Raw genomic sequence first — 23094 nt, 5'->3', positions numbered from 1 at the left:
TTAATTTGTTTTAAAAAGTTGGAATTATAGATCCTTGATATTTTTTTAGAATGAAATCTTTTGATTTTTGACTTCTAAGAGCGTTAACTAATTCTAAAACAGTTTCATTTTGTTCATCTCCTTGTCTAACAGCAACAACATTAACATAAGGAGAATTTTTATCTTCTCTAAGCAGTGCATCTTTAACTGGAGATAAGCCTCCTTGAATAGCATAATTGCTATTTATAACAGCAAAGTCAACGTCATCTAAAACACGAGGAAGTTGAGGTGCTTCTAAAGATTTAAATTTTAATTTTTTAGGGTTTTTAATAATATCAAATTCTGTGGCAAAAAGATTAGTAGGATCAGCTAAAGTAATAATTCCCTTGTTATGTAAAAGGATTAATGCTCTTCCTCCATTAGATGGATCATTAGGTATAGCAATAGTGTCTTTTTTATTAAGTTCGTCTAAAGATTTATGTTTCTTGGAATAAAGAGCTATTGGACCGATTAAAACATCTCCAACTTGAGAAAGTTTTAAATTTCTTTCTCTTTTAAATTTTTCTAAATAAGGTATATGTTGGAAAAAATTAGCATCTAGATCTTTATTAGCAAGAGCAAGATTAGGAGTAACATATTCATTAAACTCAACTATTTTAAGATCAATTCCTTTTTCTTTAAGTAAAGGTTTAATATTTTCTAATACCTCAGCATGTGGTACAGGACTAGCTCCTACTTTTAAGACAATATTTGCAAATAAAAGCTGAGAACTAAGAATAGTTAATATTAGTAGTGATAATATTTTTTTCATAAAAAGTTCCTCCTATCTTAGAATGCAGTAACAACAGCACCATTATATTTTTTCTCAATAAATTTTTTAACTTTTTCACTTTGTAAAGCAGCCATTAATTTTTTTATTTCAGGTTTGTTTAAATCATCATTTCTAACAGCAACAATATTAGCATATGGAGAATCTTTTCCTTCAAGTAATAAAGCATCTTTCTCAGGGGATAAACCAGTTTCAATAACAAAATTAGTATTTATAACAGCAAAGTCAACATCATCTAAAACACGAGGAAGTTGGGCAGCTTCTAAAGATTTAAATCTTAATTTTTTAGGGTTTTTAGCAATATTAAATTCAGTAGCGTAAAGATTAGTAGGATCAGCTAAAGTAATAATTCCCTTGTTATGTAAAAGGATTAATGCTCTTCCTCCATTAGATGGATCATTAGGTATAGCAATAGTGTCTTTTTTATTAAGTTCGTCTAAAGATTTATGTTTCTTAGAATAAAGTCCAAGAGGTTCTACGTGAACATTTCCAGCTGATGTAAGTTTTAAGTTTCTTTCCTTTTTAAATTTTTCTAAATAAGGAACATGTTGAAAAAAGTTAGCATCTAAATCTTTATCTGCAAGAGCTAAATTAGGAGTAACATAATCAGTGAATTCAACTATTTTAAGATCGATTCCTTCTTTAGCTAAATCAGGTTTAATTGCTTGTAATATTTCAGCATGTGGTACAGGGGTAGCTCCAACTTTTAATATGGTATTTCCAAAAGCTAATTGGCTTAAAAGTAATAAGTTGATACCTGTTAATAATAATGTTTTAAATGTTTTTTTCATAATAAATCCTCTCCTTTATATATATTTAATTATCTATTTTTCTTTGTTCTATAAACAAGATAGTTACCTAAACTTTGTATTAATTGAACCAAAATTATTATAACAATAACAGCATAAATCATAATGTCAACCTTGAATCTTTGATATCCAAATCTAATAGCTAAGTCTCCAAGACCTCCAGCACCTATAGTTCCAGCCATTGCAGAGTATCCAATAAGACTGATTATAGTTACAGTAATTCCGTGTATAAGATGAGGAAGTGTTTCAGGTATCATTACTTTAAAGATTATAGTTAAATTATTAGCTCCCATACTAGAACTAGCTTCAATTAAACCTTTATCAATTTCATTTAGAGCACCTTCAACTATTCTAGCTACAAAAGGTGCAGCAGATATTGAAAGAGGTACTATAGCAGCATTAACTCCAATGGTTGTTCCTACAATTATTCTAGATAGTGGAAATAAACAAATCATAAGAATAATAAATGGAAAAGATCTAAGAGTATTAATAATAAATTCTAAAATTTGATTTAATTTTTGTTTTTCCCAGATATTTCCTTCCTTTGTTATAACAAGTAAGATACCAATAGGAAAACCAATAACTAAAGAAAATAAAGTTGAAAATAAAACCATATATAAAGTTTCTAATGTAGAATTAAAAATCATATTAAAGACCATTATATATCACCTCCACAATAACTCCTTCTTCTGTTAACCAAGGAATAATTAATTTTTGTTCTTCAAAATCTCCAGAAAGTTCTACATATAAATGACCAACTCTCATTGTAGAAAGACTTTCAATTGATCCGCCTATTATACTAAAATCCACATTAAATTTTTTAATTGCTCTTGAAATAATAGGATCTTTTGAAATAGATCCAAGAAAATTTAATTTAATTAACATTTTTCCTTTAGTTTTCATTAAATCAGCAGTAGACTCTTCATTATTTGGAAGATAAGATATAAGTTCTTTTGTAGTTTCAGTCTTAGGATTTGAAAATATATGATGAACTCCCCCAGTTTCTACTATTTCTCCATGAGACATTACAGCAACTTTATTACAGATATCTCTTATAACCTCCATTTGGTGAGTAATCATAACTACAGTAAGACCTAGTTTATTTTGGATATTTCTTATTAACTGTAGAATTGATTTAGTTGTTTTAGGGTCTAAAGCAGAAGTTGCTTCATCTGATAATAGTATTTCAGGATTGTTAGCAAGAGCCCTAGCTATAGCTACTCTTTGTTTTTGTCCACCACTAAGTTGACTGGGGTAAGACTTACTTTTGTCAGAAAGTTCAACAAGTTCTAATAGTTCACTAACTCTTGATTTGATTTTAGATTTTTCCCATTTAGCTATTTCTAAAGAAAAAGCGACATTTTCTTCAACAGTTCTAGAAGATAAAAGATTAAAATGTTGAAAAATCATTCCAATTTTTTTTCTTTTTTCAAGAAGTTCTTTTTTATTTAAAGAAGTTATATTAGTTCCATCAATAATTATTTCACCGCTTGTAGGCTCTTCTAATCTATTTAAAAGTCTAATTAAAGATGATTTTCCAGCTCCACTTAAACCAATAACACCAAATATGTCTCCTTTTTTAATGTGTAAATTAACATTTTTAACAGCAGCGAAATTATTGGGATAAGTTTTATTAATGTTTTGTATACGTATCATGTAGTGCTCCTTTCTTTTGTTGCAAAATATATAAAAAAATCTCTAAAACTATATACATCAAGTTTTAGAGATTTGGTTCAACGATTTTGGGTCATCGCCATCTGTCTGGAATTAGCACCACACTATACAAGCAGGTTGCTGAAACTTCAAAGGGCCAGTCCCTCAGTTTCTCTTGATGGATATTTATTTGAAATAATAATATACTAATTTTCTTATTTTGTCAAATGTTTTTTTATTTTTTTCTTTTAAAGATATCTTTGAAAGAACGTTTATTTGCATTTTTCATTTCTTTTTGTTCTCTATGATAATTAGACCAGTTTGGATCAGCTTTCATATTTTTTCTAACTTTATTCATATATTTATAAGTTGAAACCATAGATTTAAATTTATAAATAATACTAGATTTAATTCCTACGATAGTATCTATAAAACCAATAAAAAATCCTTTAATATTTAATAAAATAATCTTGAACTTATTTAGTTTATATATATGAGAACAACTTGGGCATTTATATTTTGCTACTTGATTTCTAACCCTCATTTTTTTCTTACATTTAGGACACTTTATAATTATTTTTTCCATTTTAATCCTCCAATAGTTATTTTAATTCATGTCCATATTATAGTCTTTATTCTGTATATAGTCCAGTTATAAAATTCAAAAATAAAAAAATATTGACTTTTAGTTGAAAAATATGTACAATAAATGTAAATTAAATTTTAGATTAGAAGGAGAGACTCGTGAAAAAATTAGTGATAGCAGTAGAATTCCAAAACCCCATGGTTCCATAATTAGGATTTGTGTGTATGATTTTAAATCATAGGTATAAATCCATTTTAAGCTGAAAATTTGGATTTGTATCTAATGTGGAATTGAGCTAAACTAAAGAAAGTCTTTCTTTATATGATAAAGCCATTTAACTGCATTTAGATGCATTAAATGGTTTTTTTATTTAAGTTTAAAAAATATTAATATAAAGGAGTTGAATTATGAAATTAATTAAAGTCCCCGGGAGCTTACAAATAAGTAGGTAAAGAAATTAAAATTTATTGTGAGTTTAATAAAAGGACGGAGGAAAAGAAATGATGACAATGGAGACAATGATAACATTTGTAGTGTATTTAATATTTTTAGTAGGAGTAGGAATTTATTTTTATAAGAAAACAGAAAGTGCAGAAGATTATTTAATTGGTGGAAGAGGTATGGGGTCTTGGGTAACAGCTCTTTCGGCTCAGGCAAGTGATATGAGTGGATGGTTATTGATGGGATTACCTGGGGCTGTTTATTCATCTGGAATGTCACAAATATGGGTTGTAGTTGGTCTTGCTGTGGGAACTTATCTCAATTGGAGATATGTAGCTCCTAAATTGAGAGTACAAACAGAAGAAACAAAGACAATGACATTACCTAATTTTTTAAGTGAAAAATTAGGAGATAAAACAGGAACAATAAGAATATTTTCTGCAGCAATAGTATTATTTTTCTTTACTGTTTATTCTGCATCAGGACTTGTTGCTTCTGGAAAATTATTTGAAAGTATTTTAGGAATAGATTATAAAGTAGCAGTATTGATAGGAGTAGGAACAATAGTTTTTTATACTTTTATGGGAGGATATTTAGCTTGTTGTTGGACAGACTTTTTTCAAGGAAGCTTAATGTTTTTAGCGATATTAGTAGTACCAGGACTTGCTTATGTAAAAGGTGGAGGAATGGCAGAAATACAAATGGCAGCTCAAGCAAAAGAAATATCTTTAAGTGTATTTAAATCTGGAAATATAGGAACTTTAGCAATAATTTCTTCTCTTGCTTGGGGGCTTGGATATTTTGGACAGCCACATATATTATCAAGATTTATGAGTGTTAAAGGGTTAAAAGAATTAGCTCAAGCTAGAAAAATAGCAATGGTATGGGTAATTATTTCATTAATGGGAGCTATGGCAATAGGAATAACAGGTATAGCTGTATTTAAGGATATTGCTGAGATAGGTGGAGATTCTGAAAGAGTGTTTATATATATGATTACAAAACTTTTTAATCCTTGGGTAGGAGGAATATTACTTGCAGCAATACTTTCAGCAATAATGTCAACTATTGATTCTCAGTTATTAGTATCTTCTTCTACTTTATCTGAAGATTTTTATAAATTTATAAAGAAAAATGCAACTGAAAAAGAAATAATGTGGACTGGAAGATTTGGAATAATAATAATATCTGCAATAGCTACAGTAATGGCTATGAATCCATCTACAAAAATACTAGCTATGGTTTCCTATGCTTGGGGAGGATTCGGAGGAGTATTCGGTCCTGCAATTATTGCAACTCTTTATGTAAAAGGTTTAAATTGGAGAAGTGTATTTTCTGGAATGTTAATAGGAACTATAACTCTTATTTTATGGAAAACTATTGGTTATGGAGCATATTTATATGAAATAGTTCCAGCTTTTGCTATAAATGCTATTGTGATTACCATAACTGAAAAATATTTATTTGGTGTAAAAAAAGATAGTAAAGTAACTTGTAATTAAAAAAATATTGACAGAAAAGGTTTAATTGTGGTATTCTCTATCTAAGTAAATGAAAATGAAGGAGAGATATTTTTTTAAATATTGATTCGTTAATTAATTAACAGACTAACATTAAAAATGCTAGTCTGTTCTTTTTATGCTTATATTATTTTTTAATTAATTTTAAATCCACTGGAATAAATTTAGGAGTTGTTTCTCCTTTTATTATTTTATTTGATGTTTCTATTCCTTTTGCTCCAATTAATTTAGGTTGTTGAGCTATAGTAGCAGCTAATTTTCCTTCTTCAACTGATTTAACAGCATCAGCAGTTGCATCAAATCCTACAACTAATATATTTTTATTTCCAATAGCTTTTAAAGCTCCTAGAGCCATTTCATCGTTGTGAGCAAAAACACCATCTATTTCAGGTTGAGCTTGGATCATATTTTCCATTACATTAAGCCCCTTTGTTCTATCAAAATCAGCTGCTTGTCTTGCAACTACATTTAAATTATCATTAGCGATTTCATTAAATCCTTTTCCTCTATCTCTTGCAGCAGTTGTTCCAGGTATACCTTCTAATTCAATAATTTTAGAATTTTTACCTAATTTGTTTAGAATAAATTCTCCAGCCATTTTTCCTCCAGCAACATTATCAGATGCGATGTGAGTTACTACTTCGCCTCTATTTGCTCCTCTATCTAAAGTAATAACAGGAACTTTAGATCTGTTAGCATTTTTTACAGCTCTGTATACTGCATCTGAATCTGTGGGATTAATTAATATTACATCAACTCCTCTTACAATTAAATCTTCTACATTTGATAATTCTTTAGCGGGATCATTTTGGGAATCTAAAACTATAAGTTCCATATCTAGTTGTTTTGCTTTATCTTGAGCACCTTCTTTTAAATCTACAAAGAAAGGATTATTTAAAGTTGATACTACTAATCCTACCTTTCCTTTAGCAAAAGCCACTGTTGAAATCATTCCAATACAAAATCCTACAATTAATAATTTTAATACTTTTTTCATTATTCTTCTCCTTTTTATTTATTTGTTTTTTTATCAATTAATACTGCAGCTAAGATAACAATTGCTTTTATCATCATTTGGTAATATGATGATACATCTAAAAGGTTTAAAGCATTTCCAAGAACCCCAATAATTAAAGCTCCAGTTATAGTTCCAGAGATGCTTCCAATTCCTCCAGAAAGTGAAGTTCCACCTAAAACTACAGCAGCAATAGCATCTAATTCATATCCTGTTCCTGCTGTAGGTTGTGCAGATCCTAATCTAGATGTGATAATAATTCCAGCTAAGGCGGATAAACCTCCACTTATAGCATATACTTTAACTTTTAATCTATCAACATTAATTCCAGAAAGTTTAGTAGCTTCTTCGTTTCCACCTACTGCAAAAACATATCTACCAAATCTGGTATTTTTTAAAATATAATGGCATACAGCAAATACAAAAATCATTATATATATAGGAACAGGGATTCCTAAAATATATCCTCCACCAATAGTATCAAATAAAAGAGCATTATCTCTAAATCCCATAGAAATTGGTTTTCCATCTGTAAAAACTAAAGTAGCACCTCTTAATAAAGTCATAGCTACTAAAGTTGTTATAAAGGCTTGAAGTTTTCCATAACTGATAAAACTTCCACTAATTGCTCCAAGAATGGTTCCTAAAATAAGAGTTACTGTCAAAACAATATAACCATTTACTCCATTAGTAAGCATACTAGCAGATACAGCACCACAAAGAGCTAAAATGGATCCAACTGAAAGGTCTATTCCTCCAGTTAATATAACAAAAGTCATTCCAGTTGCTATTATTGCATTTATAGATGTTTGTCTTAATATATTTAAAAAGTTAGCTATTGATAAAAATCTTGGATTTAATATTGAGACAATTATTGAAAATATAACTAAACCAACTAAAGGTTTATTTTCTAAAAATTTATTTTCTTTTTTTATTGATAAGTCATTTGATATTGTATTAGTTTTCATTATTCTTCTCCTTTATAAAGCCTATAGCACATTTCATTATTTTTTCTTGGGTAGCTTCATTTTTATTAAAAATTCCTGTGATAGTTTTATTATACATAACCATTATTCTATCACTAAGCCCTAGTATTTCTGGCATTTCGGAAGAAATTATAATAATACTCATACCTTGTTTTTTAAACTCATTTATAAGATTATAAATTTCTTTTTTAGCTCCTACGTCAACTCCTCTTGTAGGTTCATCTAAAATTAATATTTTAGGATTGGTCATAAGAGCTTTTCCTATAGCTACTTTTTGTTGATTTCCTCCACTTAAATTTTTTATCAATTGGTCCATTGTAGGAGTTTTTATATTAAATTTTGATATAAAATTTTTCACTGATTTTTTTTCTTTATTTGGTTCAATTTTTTTATAAAAATTTTCAAATTTTGATAGTGAAGATAAACTCATATTTTTTTTCACAGAAAGCCCGACAATTAATCCATCTCCCTTTCTATCTTCTGAAACATAAGCAATTTTATTTTCTAAAGCTTGTTGGGGAGAATTAATTTCTACTTTATTTCCTTCAATATAAATTTGTCCATTTGTTTTTTTAAAACATCCATAAATAGTTTTTGCTAATTCAGTTCTTCCAGCACCCATAAGTCCAGCTATTCCTAATATTTCACCTTTTCTAACAAAAAAATTAATATCTTTTGTAACTTCTCCATTAAGATTTTCTACTTTTAAAGAAATATCACCAAACTTAGTATCTATTCTAGGAAATTGATCTTCTAATTTTCGACCTATCATTTTTTCGATAATAATATCTTCTGTTGTATTTTTTACAATAAGTTCATCTATAAATTTTCCATCTCTCATAATAGTAGCAAAGTCACATATTTCAAATATTTCTTTTAACCTGTGAGAAATGTAGACGATACTTTTATTTTCAGCTACCAATTCATTTATTACTTTAAATAAACTTTTTGTTTCAGTATCAGTAAGAGCATCGGTAGGTTCATCCATAACTATTATTTTAGCATTTTGAGAAAGAGCTTTTGCTATTTCTACCATTTGTTTTTCTCCGATACTTAAATTTCCAACTAATTCTTTAGAGGAATATTTTAAATTTAATTTTTTTAAGATTATATCTGCTTCATTGAACATTATATTCCAATCTATTTTAAAATTTTTAGTTAACTCTCTTCCTAAAAAAATATTTTCAGCAATAGACAGATTATCTATTAAATTTAATTCTTGATGAATTATAGCTATTCCAGCATTTTGAGACTCTTTTGGTCCATTGAATTCAACTTTTTTTCCGTTATATTTAATTATTCCAGCATCTTTTTTATATATTCCAGTCATTATTTTCATTATAGTTGATTTTCCAGCTCCATTTTCACCAAGTAGAGCCATTACCTTTCCTTCATATATACTTAAATTAGCATTATCTAATGCTCTTACTCCTGGAAAATTTTTAATTATTCCAGACATTTCTAATATTTTTTTCATATTGTTTTCTCCTTAGAAAGTTACCCCTGATTTTAAAATAATATTAGCATAAGGTGTGCATTCTCCTGTTCTAATTACAGCTTTACTTTCTTTTGTAATTTTTTTTAGTTCTTCATGAGACACTTTTGAAATAGTTATTTTTCCACATTTTTTTTCTAATAAGTTTAATATTTTAGTGTATAAATCTATACTTATTTCTTCTGTTTCTTTAGCAATAATAACTTCTTCTATTTGTAATTCCTCTAAAATCACTTCTAAGGTTTCTAAAAAGCTAGGAATTCCTTTTTCTAAAGCTAAGTCTATTCTATTTACTTTACCTGGAATAGGTAGCCCAGCATCCCCTATTGTTATGTGATCTGTATGTCCCATTTTAGAGATTACAGAACTAATTTCACTGTTTAATAATCTGCCTTTTTTCATAGTTTATCTCCTTTAAATATTTATATTATTTTTTAAATTTATAATCAATAACTTCATTCCATGTAGGAAGAGAACTTTGAGCTCCTTTTTTAGTTACTGTGATAGCTCCTACTTGAGCTCCAAATTCCATGGCCTCTTTTATTTCTTTATCTTCTGATAACATTCTTATAACTCCTCCAATGAAGGAATCGCCAGCTGCAGTTGGATCAATAGCATTTACTTTGTGAATCCCAACACTAAAAGTTTTGTCTGTTCCTACAAATATTGATCCTTTTTTACCTAATGTAACTATAAGATTTTTAACACCCTTGTTTAGAAGTTTTTTACAAGCTATTAAAATTTCTTCTTTAGAAGTAGTAGGCATTTCACTTAAAAGTTCTAATTCAGTTTCATTAGGAATTAAAAAATCAACATTTTTGATTATATCTTTAGAAAGTTTTTTAGCTGGAGCAGGATTAAGAATAGTAATTTTATTATTTTCTTTTGCTTTTTTTAAGATATATTTAACTATTTCTATAGGAATTTCCAATTGAAGAAGAATTATATCTGCTTCTTTTATTAAATTTATATTATTATCAATATCTGTTTTATTTATTTCAAAGTTTGCTCCAGGAACAACAATTATAGTATTATCAGCATTTTCATCTACTACTATTGTAGCAATACCAGTATTAGTTTCAACTTTTTTTATGTGCTTAGTTTGGATATTATTCTTTTCTAATTCATTTATTAATATTTGTCCATGAGAATCCTTACCTACGCAACCAAACATAGTTACATTTCCACCTAATTTTGCAATGGAAACTGCTTGATTTCCTCCTTTTCCCCCTGGAATTTGAAAGAAACTTTTTCCAATAATTGTTTCTCCTAATTTAGGGTGTCTTTTAGCCATGGTAACTAAATCCATATTAAGACTTCCAATTACTAATATTTTTTTCATAATTTTATATGGCAAATAATTTGTCATATCCTCCTTTTCATTAATTTTGTAACCGTTTACATTTAAAATTAAAAAAATTATTTTTTTATTTTTCCAGGTATTTTGATAATTTTTCTAGAATTATCACCATTTAATTTATCTTTTAATATATTTACTGCTTTTTCTCCAACAGCTTTTACATTAAATTCAAGATAATCTATTTTAATACCAAAAATTTCAGCCATTTCTACCTCATCAAAACTAAATATTAAAATATGTTCAGGTATTTTTATGTTATTTTCTATAAGTCCTTTTATTACTCCAAGTGTCATCATATTATTAGCTATAAATAAAGCTTTTGGAAGATTATTTTTTTTTATAATTTCGGTTATTATTTTATAACCTGAATCTATTTTATAATCTCCATAATAAACTTTTTTTTCTAAATTTTCTTCATCCATGGCCATATTATAACCTTCTAATCTTTTAGTTGCAGTGGTTGTTCTAGTAGGGCCTGAAATCATAGCAATATTTTTTGTTTTATTCATTAAATATTTAGTTGCATTGTAGGCTCCTTTTCTATTTTCTAAATAAACTTTAGAAAAATTATCTCCTTCAACTTCTCTATCTATAAGAACATAAGGAATGTTAAATTCATCTAATCTATTAAAATGTTCATAACTAGAAAATTTATCTTTTGCTATAGGAACTATTATAACTCCTTTAACTCTTTGCTCTATTAAAGTTTCAATTACTCTTTTTTCTTTTTTTAAACTACTATAGCTATTTAAAAGGATAATATTTAAATTTTCTTTTTCGATTTTTTCATAAATTCCTTTTATAATTTTTCCAAAAAAGGGATTATCTAAATCAGGAATAACTACTCCGATAGTGTTGTTTTCTTTTTTAGCTAAATTTTGGGCTGTTATATTAGGCTTGTAATTTTTAGCTTTAATAATTTCTAAAATGTTTTTTCTTGTTTCTTCTTTTACTGAAGAAGAATTATTTATTACTCTTGATACAGTAGCCGTGGATACACCAGCTAGTCGTGCGATATCTTTTATTTTCATATTACTCTCCTTATCATGTAACCGCTTACATCATTATACATTTATAACTTTTGTTTGTCAAATGATTTTTAAGCTTTATTTTCGAACGTTTTTTTAAAAAAATATTATTTTTTTTAAGATATAGTTTAACATTTTTTAATTAATGTAGTAAAATAAGATGACTATATAAATGTGAGGAGTTATTAATGATACAGATATTTGGAGTTAAAAATTGTAATGATACAAAAAAAGCTATAAGATTTTTCAAGGATAGAAAAATTGATATTCAATTTATTAATCTCAAAGAAAAAGGAATTTCAAAAGGAGAGTTGAAAAGCATAGTACGAATTTTTGATATTGGAGATCTCTTAGATAGAGAAGGAAAAGAATTTAAAAAACGTAATTTAGAATATTATGTTTTTGATACTTTGGAATTATTAATGGATTCACCTACTCTTTTTAAGACTCCAATTTTAAGAGAAAAAAATAAAGTGACTATAGGGTATAAGCCAGAAATATGGAAGGAATGGATAAAATAGGCAAAATATGAAATGTTAACCATCGGAATAAAAAATGTTTACAATTTTTTGAATAGATTGTATAATTTCTTCTGTAACATAACTTTGAATTATATTACAAAAATTATAAAGTTAAAAGGGAGAATGGAAAATGAATTTAGAAAAGTATATTGATGGCGAAGTAACAAAAGAAATAGCAATGGAGTTAGTTAATTTAAAAGGAAGTGAACTTTTAGAATTATTTAAAGTTGCTAATATGACAAGAGAAAAATATTGTGGTGATAAAATAGAAACTTGTACAATAACAAATGCAAAGTCTGGAAAATGTTCAGAAGATTGTAAATTTTGTGCTCAATCTGAGAAGTATAATACTTGTATAACCACTTATCCTATGAAGGATATTGCAACTTTAGAAGAAGAATGTAAAGTTGCAATAGAACATAATAGCGATAGATTCTCAATAGTTACAAGTGGAAGAGGAATTAATCAAGGAACAAAAGACTATGAAACAGTAGCTAAATTTGCAGAAGATATGACAAAGGATGGTAAAATTGAAATTTGTTGCTCAATAGGTCTTTTATCAGAAGAAGAGCTTAGATATTTAAAAGGAAAAGGGATTAATAGATTTCATTCAAATTTACAGACATCTATAAAATCATATAAAGATATAGTTGCAACTACTCATAATGTGGAAGATAGAATTGAAACTATAAAAAATGCTCAAAAAGCAGGAATGAAAATTTGTTGTGGCGGAATATTAGGAATGGGTGAAACATGGGAAGATAGAATGGATATGGCTTTTACTTTTAAAGAATTAAATGTAGATGCAGTTCCAATGAATATTTTGAATCCAATTCCAGGAACTCCTCATGGGAATAGAGAAATATTATCAGTGGATGAAATATTAAAAACAATAGCTATATATAGATTAATATTAAAAGATAAGGGAATAAAAGTAATAGCAGGAAGAGAAAGTATTCTAAAAGATTTTATGGGAAATGCATTTTTAGCAGGAGCTAATGGAATGATGATTGGTGGATATCTTACAATAAATGGAAGAAGTATTGAAGATGATTTTAAATTTATAGAAAATTTAAAAAAATTATGGGCTAAATAAAAATAATTAAATAATAGAAAAAAGCGGTGAAATTTCACCGCTTTTTTTAATTCCCTTCTATATATATTTTTAATCTGTTAACAACTTCTTCCAAGATAGGGAGATCGTAGATAGAAGATATTCTAAAATAATTTTCTACACCAAAAGCAATCCCTGGCACAAGGGCAACCTTTGATTTTTTTAGTAAATCAATAGCAAAATCATAAGAATTTAGCTTTGAAATATTAGAATAGTTAACAAAAATATAGAAAGCTCCTTTAGGTTTAACTGGTTCAAGTCCCAATTTTTTTAGCTCGTCATATAGATAAAGAGCTCTTTTTTTATAGATATCTTTAAACTCACTTCTATCATCAAATCTTTCTAGAGCAACTTCTCCTGCAAGAATTGAAACTGCCATAGGTGAACTTAATGTATAAAGTGTTGTGTTTAAAAAGTTTTTTCGATATTTAACAGGGAAAATAGTATAACCAATTCTCCATCCAGTCATAGAATGAGATTTTGAAAATCCATTTATAATAATAAGCTGTTCTTTTATATTTTCAAAAGAACCGAAAGAATAAAATTCTTCAAAAGCAAGTTCACTATAAATTTCATCTGAAATTATAAATAAATCTTTTCCTGCTAAAAAATTTGCAAGATTTTTCATTTCTTCATATCCCATAACATTTCCTGTAGGATTACAAGGGTTACAAAATAAGATAGCTTTTGTTTTATCAGTTATATATTTCTCTAAAATTTCAGGAGTTAATACAAAATCATATTTAGAAATATCAATATAAACAGGTTTTGCATAACAAAGTTCTATCATAGGAGGATATCCTGCATAAAATGGAGAAAGAACAATTACTTCATCTTCTGGATTAAGAATAGTTCTAAAACAAGAAGATATAGCCTCAGATGCTCCTACATTTACAATAATATTATCAGTTTGATAATTTGTATTATATTTTTTATTATAATGTTTAGCGATAAGAGAACGAATTCTTTCTCCACCTCCAGTTGGTGGATAACTAAGTTTTATATCCTTAGCTCTTTCAAATGCTTCTAATACAATTTCCTTAGGTGTCTCTAAATCTGGTTCCCCTACAGTTAAATCAATAACATCTGAATAGTTTGTTGCTTCTTCTTTTAATGCTCTGATTAAAGAGTATTGTAAATTACTAACTACTTTGTTTACTTCCATTTATGCCTCCTTATCTTTAAGACTATTTTCTTAAGTCATCAACAAGTTGAGTTTTTCCTAAAGTTTTTTCATCAACTGTTTTTATAATTTTTGCTGGATTACCTCCAACAACAGCTCCCGCAGGAACATCTTGTAAAACTATAGAACCAGCTCCAACAACAGCTCCTTTTCCAATTCTAATTCCTTCTATAACTACAGAATTAGCACCAATTAAGACATTATCTTCAACTATTACTGGAGTTGCAGAAGAAGGTTCGATAACCCCGGCTAGAACAGTTCCAGCTCCAATGTGACAGTTTTTACCGACTGTAGCTCTTCCACCAAGGATTGCTCCCATATCTATCATGGTATTTTCTCCGATTATAGATCCAATATTTATAACAGCTCCCATCATTATAACTGCATTATCTCCAATAGTAACTTTATCTCTAATAACAGCTCCAGGTTCTATTCTTGCATTTATATTTCTAAGGTCAAGAGTAGGAACTCCAGAATTTCTTCTATCATTTTCAATATGAAAATCAGTTATAGTTTCTTTGTAATTTTCTAATATTTTAGATATTTCATCAGATTCTCCTATTAATATATAAGAACCTTCTCCTTTAAAAACTTTTGCAGTTGTTTTTAAATTTTCTAAATTACCATTAATATAAGCCTTCACAGGTGTACTTTTTGTTGAGTTTTTTATAAATGCTATTATTTCTTCAGCAGTATTTAATCCGTTCATTATTGTCCTCCGTTTAAATTTAATTATTAAAATATATCTTTCATAGAATAAAGCCCAGCAGGTTTGTCAGATAAAAATTTAGCAGCTGTTATAGCCCCTTCTGCAAATATTTTTTTAGACATTGCAGTATGTTTTATTTCAATGATTTCATCATTTCCACAGAATAAAACAGAATGTTCTCCAACAATAGTTCCGCCTCTAACAACATGTACTCCGATCTCATTTTCTTCTCTTTTTTTAATTCCTTCTCTTCCATATTGTTCTTTCATTTTTTCTTTGCAGCCTTCTTCAATAACTTCTAAAATAGTTTTAGCAGTTCCACTTGGAGAATCAACTTTTTTATTATGATGTTTTTCAATAACTTCAATATCGTATTTATCATATAATATTGGAACTATTTTTTTAAGAACATCTTGCATAAGATTAACTCCTAATGACATATTCGATGATAGAAGAATAGGTATTTCTTTTGAAAAATCTTTTAATTTATTCAAAGTGTTATCATCATATCCGGTAGTTGCAACAACTAAAGGAATTTTATTTTCTCTAGCATATTCAAGTAGAGAATTTAATCTAGAAAAATGAGAAAAATCGATTATAACATCTCCTTTTTCATTTGTTAATTCATCTGCAAAGCCACTAACATTTAAATTTTCTTCTTCTTTTAATAGGTCAGAAACTACTTTTCCCATAGCTCCTGTTCCGTGTATAATTATATCCATTTGTCAACTCCATGTTTATTTAATATAGTATGTAAAGTTTTTTTGTTTTCTTCAAACATTTCTCCAAGAGGTAATCTACAAGGTCCAACATTATAACCTAAAAAATTCATAGCATTTTTTATAGGAATAGGATTTGTTTCTATAAATAAAGCATTTACTAAATCATTATAATCTAATTGTAATCTCATTGCTTTATTAATGTCAGAATTTAAAAATGAAATAACCATTTTATGTGTTATTTTAGGTATTATATTAGCTGAAACAGAAATAACTCCTTTAGCTCCAAGTGATAATAAGGGAACAACCATATCATCATTACCAGAATAGATAGTAAGAGAAGGAATAACTCTAGCTATTTCAGCAGCATAAGAAATATTTCCACTAGCTTCTTTAATTGCTATAATATTATCAAATTTAGAAAGTTTTTCTAAAAGAGGTATTGATAAATTAACTCCTGTTCTAGAAGGAACATTATAAAGAATGATAGGACAATTAACGGCTTCAGCAATAGCTTTATAGTGATTATATATTCCATTTTCATTACCTTTATTATAATAAGGAGTAACAATTAATAATCCATCTACTCCAAGTTTTGTAGCCGCAACGCTAAATTCTATAGCATGTCTTGTGTCGTTTGAACCAGTTCCTGCAATTACAGGAATTCTATTATTAATAACTTCAACAGTAAATTTAATTACTTTCAAACTTTCTTCATCTGTCATAGTAGCAGATTCTCCAGTTGTTCCATTGATGATTATAGCATCTGTTTCATTTTCAATATGAAATTCTAAAAGTTCTTTAAGTTTAGGATAATTTACCTCCATTGAATTTGTAAATGGTGTGATTATTGCAACTCCTGATCCTGTAAATAAGGTCATATTTTTTCCTCCTATTTATTTATATTTTTAAATAATTCTGCAATTTGAACAGCATTAGTAGCTGCTCCTTTTCTAATGTTATCTCCTACAACCCAAAAGTTAATGCTTTTAGGAGCACTAAAATCTCTTCTAACTCTTCCTACAAGAATTTCATCATGTCCAGTTGCATTAGTGGCTAATGGATATTCATTATTTTCAGGATTATCCACTAAAATCATTCCTGGATATTTAGAAAAAATATCTCTTACTTCATCTAAATCAAAATCAGTTTCAAGTTCTGCAGTGATAGAAACAGAATGAGAATTAACAACGGGAACTCTAACACATGTTGCAGTTATTGGAAGATTAGGTAATTCTAATATTTTTCTAGTTTCATTTACCATCTTCATCTCTTCTTTAGTGTAACCGTTATCCAAAAATATGTCAATATGCGGAAGACAGTTATTAACTATAGGATGAGGATAATTTTGAGGCTTTTCTCCTTTTAATCCATTAGTTAAGTCTAAAACACCTTTTTGTCCTGAACCAGAAACAGCTTGATAAGTATTAAAAATTACTCTCTTTAATCCATATTTATTAGCTAATGCTTTAAGAGGAAGCATACATTGAATAGTAGAACAATTAGGGTTAGCTATAATTTTATGATTATTAAAAGCAGCATTACTATTAACTTCAGGAACAATCAAAGGAACAGAGTCATTCATCCTCCAAGCAGAAGAATTGTCTATCACAAGGCATCCTTTTTCAGCAGCTATAGGAGCGAATTTTTTACTAGTATCTCCTCCAGCAGAAAATAAAGCGATATCTATTCCACGATCAAAACTATGTTCAGTTAATTCTTCAACTATATATTCAGAACCTTTAAAGCTAATTTTTTTACCTGCACTTCTTTTAGATGCAAATAAATATAATTCTGTTATTTCTAAATTTCTTTCTTCTAAAACTTTTAAAAAAGTACTCCCTACTAACCCAGTAGCACCAACAATAGCAACTTTCATTTTAAATCCTCCTAGTTTATTTATAAATTAAATTCTTCAGCAACGGCTTTAACAGCAGTTTCAACTAACTCTCTATCAATACTACATGAAACACTTATTTCAGAAGTAGTTACTTGATAGAAATTTACATTAGCTTTGCTTAAAGATGAAAAGAATCTTCCAGCTATACCAGAGTTATTAATCATTCCAACTCCAACAATAGAAATCATTCCTAAATTGTCATTATAATCAACTTCAGCTTCTGGAATAGTTTCTTTTACTTTTTCAATAACTTGTTCTAATAAATATTTTTCATCAGATTTACAACTAAATGAAAGATCAACATGACAGTCTTTAGTCATATTTTGTGTAATCATATTTATATTTAATCCTCCAGCATCAACAATTGAAAATATTTTAGAAATTTTTTCAGGTGAATAACCAATATTTAATATTCTTGTAATAATAATTTCTTTTGTAATACTAATTCCTGTAACTAATTTTTCTTCTAATGCATTAATTGTATTCATGATATAAGTTCCTCCAGATTCACTTAAAGATTTCCCGACAAATATAGGCACATTATATTTTTTACCTATTTCCACAGCTCTAGTTTCCATAACTCCAGCTCCCAAATTAGACATTTCCATCATTTCTTCATATGATAATTGTTCTATAAACTTAGCTTTTGGGTGTAGTCTAGGATCAACACTGTATATTCCATCTACATCAGTATAAATTCTGCATTCGCATTTTAAAGCTGCAGCTAATGCAACAGCACTAGTGTCAGAACCTCCTCTTCCAAGAGTTGTTATATCTCCATGTTCATTGATTCCTTGAAAACCAGCAACGATTACTACTTTTCCTTCATTAAGATATGCCTTTATTCTATCTGTATTAATACTTTTAATTTTACTTTTTGTGTGCACTCCACTAGTTAAAATATTTGCTTGAGATCCTGTTAAGGAAATAGCTTTTGTTCCCATGGAATTAATAGCCATTGAAATAAGGGAAACAGTTTGTTGCTCTCCTGTTGATAGAAGAGAATCTAATTCTCTTTGATTAGGAGTTTCAGAAATATCTTTAGCTAATGAAATTAATTTATTTGTAGTTTTTCCCATTGCAGAAGCAACTATAACTATTTCATCATATTTAGTTTTCTTTAATTTTATTATATACTCAGCAATAGCTTTTATTTTGTCAATTGTGGCAACACTAGAACCTCCGTATTTTAGTACTACTCTCATTTGTAAATCTCCTTTGTTTTAAAAATTTAATTAAATAAAAAAGACCAACAGATTACAAACTGTTGGTCTAGTAATTTATACTAATGACGCATACTAAAGTCTAGTAAGACACAACAGAAAGCACAACATTGAATAATCAATGACAGTAACACAACTTTTAATTATGTCCCCAATATAAACTTACCTAAGGTTCATACTTCGGCAATTTTCCCTTTCACTATATTTCAAAATTTTAGGTAAACTCTATATAGCTACTAATGTCAATTGCTCCTCAATCTGATTCTTATTTAATTAAGGTGTATTATACACTTATAACAGGCAAAATAAAAATATATTTTATAAATGAATAGTATTGATATAATATATTTTATTTAATTGCTATTTTTGATTAAACTTGTTTTAATTAGATAAAGAAAAAAATTAGGAGGAGAAATATGAAAAAAAAAATATTAAATTCAGCAAATAAGATAGGAAATTTTGTTATTGATGTTAGAAGGGAATTACACAAGTACCCAGAATTAGGTTTTTCTCTTCCCAAAACAACTGAAATAATTTGTAAAATATTAGATAATTTAAAAATAGATTATCAAAAAAATATAGGTGAAAGTGGTATTGTTGCAAACATAGAAGGGAAAGATAAAAATATAACTTTAGCTTTTAGAGCAGATATGGATGCATTACCAATAATTGAAGAAACTGAATTTGAATTTAAATCAGAACATTATGGGAAAATGCATGCATGTGGGCATGATGCTCATATGAGTATTTTACTTGGGGTGGCAAAAGTTATTTCAGAAAATAAAGAAGAGCTTCCATGCAATGTTAGATTAATATTTCAACCAGCAGAAGAAACAACAGGAGGAGCAGTTCCAATGATAGAAGAAGGGGTTCTTAAAAATGTGAATGGAATATTTGGGTTACATGTTGATCCTTCTATAAATGCAGGAAAGATAGCAATTAAGTATGGAGCTATGAATGCAGCTTCAACAGGGATAAAAATAAAAATTAAAGGGAAAAGTTGTCATGGAGCTTATCCAAGTACTGGAATTGATGCAATAGTTATAGCAGCTCAAGTAATAACTGCTCTTCAAACAATAGTTAGTAGAAATATAGATTCAAGAGAATCGTTGGTTTTAAGTTTTGGGAAAATTATAGGTGGAGAAACTGAAAATGTAATAACAGGGGATGTTTTATTAGAAGGAACTATTAGGACTCTTTCTAATAGTTTGAGAGATTCTATAAAACCAAAAATAAAAAATATGGTTGAAATGATTTGTGAAGGAATGGGAGCTATAGGAGAAGTAGAATATAGAGACAGTTATATGGCTCTTATAAATAAAGATGAATTTGTAGATTTAATAAAATTAAGTGGAAATGAAATTTTAGGATTTGAAAATGTTAAAGAAAAGAAAGTTCCAGAAATGGTAGTTGAAGATTTTGCATATTATTTGGATAAAGTTCCAGGTGCTTTTTTCAATCTTGGAGTAGGGAAAAAAGGAGAGGAAAATAAACCTTTACATAATGGTTTATTTTCGATTGAGGAGTCATCATTAAGCTTAGGAGTTAAAGTTCAAATTATGAATTTATTAAAAGCTTATGATTATTTAAAAAATATATAAATAAAAAGGAAATGTATTACATTTCCTTTTTATTTTGCTTTTATAATTTTTAAATTTTTATCTAATAAATATTTTAATCTTAATTTTCCATTTTTAAGAATAATAACTTCGGCATATTTTGCATTTTGGAAGAGATATCTTTGTCCTTCTTGAAAGAAAAAAGAATTGGCTCCAATATCTAGAGTGCTATAAGTTTTAATGAAATAGATTAATTTTTCATTGGTAGATAAAGGAGTTAAAGAATTTTGAATATCCATGTAGTGTCCTATGTTTTGTTCGTCTATATAAATTTTAATATATCCTTTTTTTAAGTTTTTAAGGTCTTTATAACTATCATTTATTATTTGATAATCAAGATTCATATAATCTCCTTGAATTAAAGATCTTGGGTCAACAGGACTAAGTTTTAAATAAAAAGAATATTTTTTTAAGTTAGTTTCTTCTTTAGACACAGAATATCCAAAAGTAATTAATAATAAAAAAATGTTTGAAAGAACAAGTATTTTTTTCATTATTTAACCTCCAATTTTAATTTGTTAAGAAGATAATATCCTAGAAATAATAAGGCGCTACTTTCCAAAAGCATATATGATTTTTTAATTAATGTTATATCTAAATTATAATAATAACTTATAATTTGACCTCCTAGAAAAAGAATTGAAATTATTAACATTTTTTTTTCTTCTTTGAAAATATAAAACAATGTAAACATTATTCCTAAATTAATAAATTCTAAATTAGTAAGACTACCATTTAAAATAAAAAATTCAATTAAAAGAATAATTAACCCTATTGAAATTAAAAGATTAATATTTTTTTTATGAAAAATTTTATAAAAAATAATTAAAGATATTCCCATAATTAAGAGATCAATTATATAAATACCAATATGAATTTTATTATTTAAATAAATTGAAAAAATAGATATCATAGCTGATATTTCAGTACCTCTAAGTATTCTTTTTAATTTATTATTTAAAAAGTTATTGTAAAGTAAAGATATTAATAAAATAATTAAAGGAATAATAACAAAGATACTTTCAAATTTATAAGGAATAATATTAGAAAAATAAAGTCCAAAAATTAAAGTAGGAACAGAAAGAAAATCTAAAGCCATAGATTTTCTTACAATCCAAAAAGTTCCATAAATTATCCAAATAATTAAAATTCCAATTAATTTATTAGAAGTAATTGTTTCCATAATTCCTAAAAATATTAAAATAAGTCCAGAAATAAAAGTAATTATTTCAATAGTTTCTTTTTTAAATTTTAAATATTTAGGTGAAAAGCTAGCTATAAAAACAAGAAAAATTCCTCCCAAGTAAAAGCCTAATTCTTTAAGTCCTAATAGAGAACTTAAGCCTAAGAAAAATAAAATAGTAAGAATTATTAAAAATGTTTTAAAAAATCCTATAAAACTTTGTGTAAAAAAAGAATTTTTATATTTTTTTGAAATTATTATTAAACTAATAAGAAATAGACAAATAATAAAGAATATTCCCAAAATAGCAGTCTCAAGAGAATAGAAGTTGAAACCTATAACATTATTAATAACAAAAGAACTTATGACAAAAGTAATAGAAGTTATTTGAAATATTTTTATTTCTGGTTTATCTAGAGTTTTTTTATTTAAGAAAAAAAATGAAATCATAACAATTATAAAAATAATTCCAAGAATGGATTTGTCATAAAATTTAATTCTAGATGAAACTAAAGAAGAACAAAAACCAAGTGTTAAAAAAATAATTGATGAAAAGGATATTAAATTGTAAAAATATCTTTTAATAGGTGAAGACATTTTTTTTGATAATATTATATATATAAAAAAACAAAAGAAAAGAAATATTCCTCCAGAAAATAGAACTAGTATAGAATCATCATAGAAAAAGTCAATATATTTCATAATTGAAATTGTAAATATAGTAATATTTAAAATCCAAAGAGGGTAAAATTTTTCTATTATTGAAAATAAAATAATAAAAAATCCCCAATTACGAAATAAAATATAAGAATCTGCTCCTGTTTGGTAGATTTGTCCAAATACAGCAAAAAGAGATCCTATAAAAAAAGAAGATGAAAATAAGCAAAGCTGACGATATTTTTTATTTTTTTGAAAAAATAGCCAACCGATAATTCCAAGTAATATTAAAAATAAGGGTAACGATAATTTTTCATAATTTCCCATATAATTCCAATTATAAGCAAAGAAAAAACTTGTTCCAGTAAGTAAAAATAATATAGCAAAAGATAAAAATAAGTTTTTTAATTTAAGAAACATAGAGGCCTCCAAATTTTATTAAATATTATAGTATTAAAATTATTTTGATTATATCATAAAAATAAATTTTTAATAACTAAAAATTTATTTTAAAACTAGAAATACAATAGTAATTTTAAAGAAAGTTTTGTATAATAAAATAGAT

23 protein-coding genes and 2 riboswitches are annotated in these 23094 nt (G+C 27.1%); of the genes, 4 read left to right on the top strand and 19 right to left on the bottom strand.

Annotated elements, in window-relative coordinates; all coding sequences use genetic code 11:
- Nucleotides 1-10: 10 nt before the first annotated feature.
- From Q7K47_05085 to Q7K47_05065, 5 genes are all read right to left on the bottom strand, one after another.
- Nucleotides 11-790 carry a MetQ/NlpA family ABC transporter substrate-binding protein gene (locus Q7K47_05085; protein MDP0506591.1) on the bottom strand — a complete coding sequence of 260 codons (780 nt, stop codon included), beginning with the start codon at nucleotides 788-790 and terminating at the stop codon, nucleotides 11-13.
- A 17-nt stretch (nucleotides 791-807) separates the two neighbouring features.
- Complete coding sequence (locus Q7K47_05080; protein MDP0506590.1) at nucleotides 808-1599, bottom strand: MetQ/NlpA family ABC transporter substrate-binding protein; 792 nt, start codon at nucleotides 1597-1599, stop codon at nucleotides 808-810.
- Between the two features lie 29 nt (nucleotides 1600-1628).
- Nucleotides 1629-2276 (bottom strand): methionine ABC transporter permease, encoded by a 648-nt coding sequence (locus tag Q7K47_05075; protein MDP0506589.1) that lies wholly within the window; start codon nucleotides 2274-2276, stop codon nucleotides 1629-1631.
- Complete coding sequence (locus Q7K47_05070) at nucleotides 2266-3273, bottom strand: ATP-binding cassette domain-containing protein (protein MDP0506588.1); 1008 nt, start codon at nucleotides 3271-3273, stop codon at nucleotides 2266-2268. The genes Q7K47_05075 and Q7K47_05070 overlap by 11 nt, the downstream gene beginning before the upstream one ends.
- Nucleotides 3274-3367: 94 nt before the next feature.
- Nucleotides 3368-3455, bottom strand: a riboswitch (SAM riboswitch).
- Nucleotides 3456-3505: 50 nt separating this feature from the next.
- Nucleotides 3506-3856, bottom strand: coding sequence for a hypothetical protein (locus tag Q7K47_05065; protein MDP0506587.1), 351 nt, complete (start codon nucleotides 3854-3856; stop codon nucleotides 3506-3508).
- A gap of 500 nt (nucleotides 3857-4356) precedes the next feature.
- Here Q7K47_05065 and putP point away from each other — a divergent pair, with 500 nt between their 5' ends.
- Nucleotides 4357-5799, top strand: coding sequence for a sodium/proline symporter PutP (gene putP / locus Q7K47_05060; GenBank protein ID MDP0506586.1), 1443 nt, complete (start codon nucleotides 4357-4359; stop codon nucleotides 5797-5799).
- A gap of 145 nt (nucleotides 5800-5944) precedes the next feature.
- On the opposite strand, the gene rbsB is transcribed toward putP, so the two are convergent.
- From rbsB to Q7K47_05030, 6 genes are read right to left on the bottom strand one after another with little or no spacing between them, the layout of a single operon-like run.
- Nucleotides 5945-6814, bottom strand: coding sequence for a ribose ABC transporter substrate-binding protein RbsB (gene rbsB / locus Q7K47_05055; GenBank protein MDP0506585.1), 870 nt, complete (start codon nucleotides 6812-6814; stop codon nucleotides 5945-5947).
- 14 nt (nucleotides 6815-6828) lie between these two features.
- Complete coding sequence (gene rbsC / locus Q7K47_05050) at nucleotides 6829-7800, bottom strand: ribose ABC transporter permease (GenBank protein MDP0506584.1); 972 nt, start codon at nucleotides 7798-7800, stop codon at nucleotides 6829-6831.
- Nucleotides 7790-9295, bottom strand: coding sequence for a ribose ABC transporter ATP-binding protein RbsA (rbsA, locus tag Q7K47_05045; protein ID MDP0506583.1), 1506 nt, complete (start codon nucleotides 9293-9295; stop codon nucleotides 7790-7792). The genes rbsC and rbsA overlap by 11 nt, the downstream gene beginning before the upstream one ends.
- 12 nt (nucleotides 9296-9307) lie before the next feature.
- Nucleotides 9308-9715 (bottom strand): D-ribose pyranase, encoded by a 408-nt coding sequence (rbsD, locus tag Q7K47_05040; GenBank protein MDP0506582.1) that lies wholly within the window; start codon nucleotides 9713-9715, stop codon nucleotides 9308-9310.
- 25 nt (nucleotides 9716-9740) lie between these two features.
- Nucleotides 9741-10682 carry a ribokinase gene (gene rbsK, locus Q7K47_05035; GenBank protein ID MDP0506581.1) on the bottom strand — a complete coding sequence of 314 codons (942 nt, stop codon included), beginning with the start codon at nucleotides 10680-10682 and terminating at the stop codon, nucleotides 9741-9743.
- A 50-nt stretch (nucleotides 10683-10732) separates the two neighbouring features.
- Nucleotides 10733-11704: a LacI family DNA-binding transcriptional regulator gene (locus tag Q7K47_05030; GenBank protein MDP0506580.1), complete on the bottom strand. Its 972-nt coding sequence runs from the start codon at nucleotides 11702-11704 to the stop codon at nucleotides 10733-10735.
- A 185-nt stretch (nucleotides 11705-11889) separates the two neighbouring features.
- Here Q7K47_05030 and Q7K47_05025 point away from each other — a divergent pair, with 185 nt between their 5' ends.
- Nucleotides 11890-12222, top strand: coding sequence for an arsenate reductase family protein (locus tag Q7K47_05025; protein ID MDP0506579.1), 333 nt, complete (start codon nucleotides 11890-11892; stop codon nucleotides 12220-12222).
- Nucleotides 12223-12352: 130 nt separating this feature from the next.
- Nucleotides 12353-13318, top strand: a complete 966-nt coding sequence (gene bioB, locus Q7K47_05020; protein MDP0506578.1) for a biotin synthase BioB — start codon at nucleotides 12353-12355, stop codon at nucleotides 13316-13318.
- A 46-nt stretch (nucleotides 13319-13364) separates the two neighbouring features.
- Here the strand turns inward: bioB and Q7K47_05015 are convergent, their stop codons facing one another.
- The 6 genes from Q7K47_05015 to Q7K47_04990 are packed head-to-tail and all read right to left on the bottom strand — an operon-like array spanning nucleotide 13365 to nucleotide 19052.
- Nucleotides 13365-14501 carry an aminotransferase class I/II-fold pyridoxal phosphate-dependent enzyme gene (locus tag Q7K47_05015; GenBank protein ID MDP0506577.1) on the bottom strand — a complete coding sequence of 379 codons (1137 nt, stop codon included), beginning with the start codon at nucleotides 14499-14501 and terminating at the stop codon, nucleotides 13365-13367.
- 22 nt (nucleotides 14502-14523) lie between these two features.
- Nucleotides 14524-15228, bottom strand: a complete 705-nt coding sequence (dapD, locus tag Q7K47_05010) for a 2,3,4,5-tetrahydropyridine-2,6-dicarboxylate N-acetyltransferase (GenBank protein ID MDP0506576.1) — start codon at nucleotides 15226-15228, stop codon at nucleotides 14524-14526.
- A 26-nt stretch (nucleotides 15229-15254) separates the two neighbouring features.
- Nucleotides 15255-15950: a 4-hydroxy-tetrahydrodipicolinate reductase gene (dapB, locus tag Q7K47_05005; GenBank protein MDP0506575.1), complete on the bottom strand. Its 696-nt coding sequence runs from the start codon at nucleotides 15948-15950 to the stop codon at nucleotides 15255-15257.
- On the bottom strand, nucleotides 15941-16828 hold the full coding sequence (gene dapA / locus Q7K47_05000) for a 4-hydroxy-tetrahydrodipicolinate synthase (GenBank protein ID MDP0506574.1): 888 nt from the start codon (nucleotides 16826-16828) through the stop codon (nucleotides 15941-15943). The genes dapB and dapA overlap by 10 nt, the downstream gene beginning before the upstream one ends.
- Before the next feature lie 11 nt (nucleotides 16829-16839).
- Nucleotides 16840-17826, bottom strand: coding sequence for an aspartate-semialdehyde dehydrogenase (locus Q7K47_04995; protein MDP0506573.1), 987 nt, complete (start codon nucleotides 17824-17826; stop codon nucleotides 16840-16842).
- 20 nt (nucleotides 17827-17846) lie between these two features.
- Nucleotides 17847-19052 (bottom strand): aspartate kinase, encoded by a 1206-nt coding sequence (locus tag Q7K47_04990; protein MDP0506572.1) that lies wholly within the window; start codon nucleotides 19050-19052, stop codon nucleotides 17847-17849.
- Nucleotides 19053-19162: 110 nt separating this feature from the next.
- Nucleotides 19163-19335: riboswitch (Lysine riboswitch) on the bottom strand.
- 151 nt (nucleotides 19336-19486) lie between these two features.
- Here Q7K47_04990 and Q7K47_04985 point away from each other — a divergent pair.
- A complete protein-coding gene (locus Q7K47_04985; protein MDP0506571.1) occupies nucleotides 19487-20671 on the top strand; it encodes a M20 family metallopeptidase in 1185 nt (394 codons plus the stop codon).
- A gap of 29 nt (nucleotides 20672-20700) precedes the next feature.
- Here Q7K47_04985 and Q7K47_04980 read toward each other — a convergent pair whose 3' ends face one another.
- Both Q7K47_04980 and Q7K47_04975 read right to left on the bottom strand, forming a co-directional pair.
- Entirely contained in the window at nucleotides 20701-21183 is a 483-nt protein-coding gene (locus tag Q7K47_04980; protein ID MDP0506570.1) for a GDYXXLXY domain-containing protein, read from the bottom strand.
- Entirely contained in the window at nucleotides 21183-22949 is a 1767-nt protein-coding gene (locus Q7K47_04975; protein ID MDP0506569.1) for a DUF4401 domain-containing protein, read from the bottom strand. Before Q7K47_04975 ends, Q7K47_04980 begins: the two co-directional genes overlap by 1 nt.
- Between the last annotated feature and the right edge of the window lie 145 nt (nucleotides 22950-23094).

Source organism: Fusobacterium sp. JB019, from assembly GCA_030673965.1.
Taxonomy (GTDB): Bacteria; Fusobacteriota; Fusobacteriia; order Fusobacteriales; family Fusobacteriaceae; genus Fusobacterium_B.
The sequence above is the reverse complement of the archived record's forward strand: the minus strand, read 5'-3'. Positions and strand labels throughout refer to the sequence as shown.

What these genes read in the sequence shown, in the direction of transcription:
- Q7K47_05085 (MDP0506591.1), bottom strand. Translation starts at nt 790, where the DNA reads ATGAAAAAAATATTATCACTACTAATATTAACTATTCTTAGTTCTCAG.
- Q7K47_05080 (MDP0506590.1), bottom strand. Translation starts at nt 1,599, where the DNA reads ATGAAAAAAACATTTAAAACATTATTATTAACAGGTATCAACTTATTA.
- Q7K47_05075 (MDP0506589.1), bottom strand. Translation starts at nt 2,276, where the DNA reads ATGGTCTTTAATATGATTTTTAATTCTACATTAGAAACTTTATATATG.
- Q7K47_05070 (MDP0506588.1), bottom strand. Translation starts at nt 3,273, where the DNA reads ATGATACGTATACAAAACATTAATAAAACTTATCCCAATAATTTCGCT.
- Q7K47_05065 (MDP0506587.1), bottom strand. Translation starts at nt 3,856, where the DNA reads ATGGAAAAAATAATTATAAAGTGTCCTAAATGTAAGAAAAAAATGAGG.
- putP (MDP0506586.1), top strand. Translation starts at nt 4,357, where the DNA reads ATGATGACAATGGAGACAATGATAACATTTGTAGTGTATTTAATATTT.
- rbsB (MDP0506585.1), bottom strand. Translation starts at nt 6,814, where the DNA reads ATGAAAAAAGTATTAAAATTATTAATTGTAGGATTTTGTATTGGAATG.
- rbsC (MDP0506584.1), bottom strand. Translation starts at nt 7,800, where the DNA reads ATGAAAACTAATACAATATCAAATGACTTATCAATAAAAAAAGAAAAT.
- rbsA (MDP0506583.1), bottom strand. Translation starts at nt 9,295, where the DNA reads ATGAAAAAAATATTAGAAATGTCTGGAATAATTAAAAATTTTCCAGGA.
- rbsD (MDP0506582.1), bottom strand. Translation starts at nt 9,715, where the DNA reads ATGAAAAAAGGCAGATTATTAAACAGTGAAATTAGTTCTGTAATCTCT.
- rbsK (MDP0506581.1), bottom strand. Translation starts at nt 10,682, where the DNA reads ATGACAAATTATTTGCCATATAAAATTATGAAAAAAATATTAGTAATT.
- Q7K47_05030 (MDP0506580.1), bottom strand. Translation starts at nt 11,704, where the DNA reads ATGAAAATAAAAGATATCGCACGACTAGCTGGTGTATCCACGGCTACT.
- Q7K47_05025 (MDP0506579.1), top strand. Translation starts at nt 11,890, where the DNA reads ATGATACAGATATTTGGAGTTAAAAATTGTAATGATACAAAAAAAGCT.
- bioB (MDP0506578.1), top strand. Translation starts at nt 12,353, where the DNA reads ATGAATTTAGAAAAGTATATTGATGGCGAAGTAACAAAAGAAATAGCA.
- Q7K47_05015 (MDP0506577.1), bottom strand. Translation starts at nt 14,501, where the DNA reads ATGGAAGTAAACAAAGTAGTTAGTAATTTACAATACTCTTTAATCAGA.
- dapD (MDP0506576.1), bottom strand. Translation starts at nt 15,228, where the DNA reads ATGAACGGATTAAATACTGCTGAAGAAATAATAGCATTTATAAAAAAC.
- dapB (MDP0506575.1), bottom strand. Translation starts at nt 15,950, where the DNA reads ATGGATATAATTATACACGGAACAGGAGCTATGGGAAAAGTAGTTTCT.
- dapA (MDP0506574.1), bottom strand. Translation starts at nt 16,828, where the DNA reads ATGACCTTATTTACAGGATCAGGAGTTGCAATAATCACACCATTTACA.
- Q7K47_04995 (MDP0506573.1), bottom strand. Translation starts at nt 17,826, where the DNA reads ATGAAAGTTGCTATTGTTGGTGCTACTGGGTTAGTAGGGAGTACTTTT.
- Q7K47_04990 (MDP0506572.1), bottom strand. Translation starts at nt 19,052, where the DNA reads ATGAGAGTAGTACTAAAATACGGAGGTTCTAGTGTTGCCACAATTGAC.
- Q7K47_04985 (MDP0506571.1), top strand. Translation starts at nt 19,487, where the DNA reads ATGAAAAAAAAAATATTAAATTCAGCAAATAAGATAGGAAATTTTGTT.
- Q7K47_04980 (MDP0506570.1), bottom strand. Translation starts at nt 21,183, where the DNA reads ATGAAAAAAATACTTGTTCTTTCAAACATTTTTTTATTATTAATTACT.
- Q7K47_04975 (MDP0506569.1), bottom strand. Translation starts at nt 22,949, where the DNA reads ATGTTTCTTAAATTAAAAAACTTATTTTTATCTTTTGCTATATTATTT.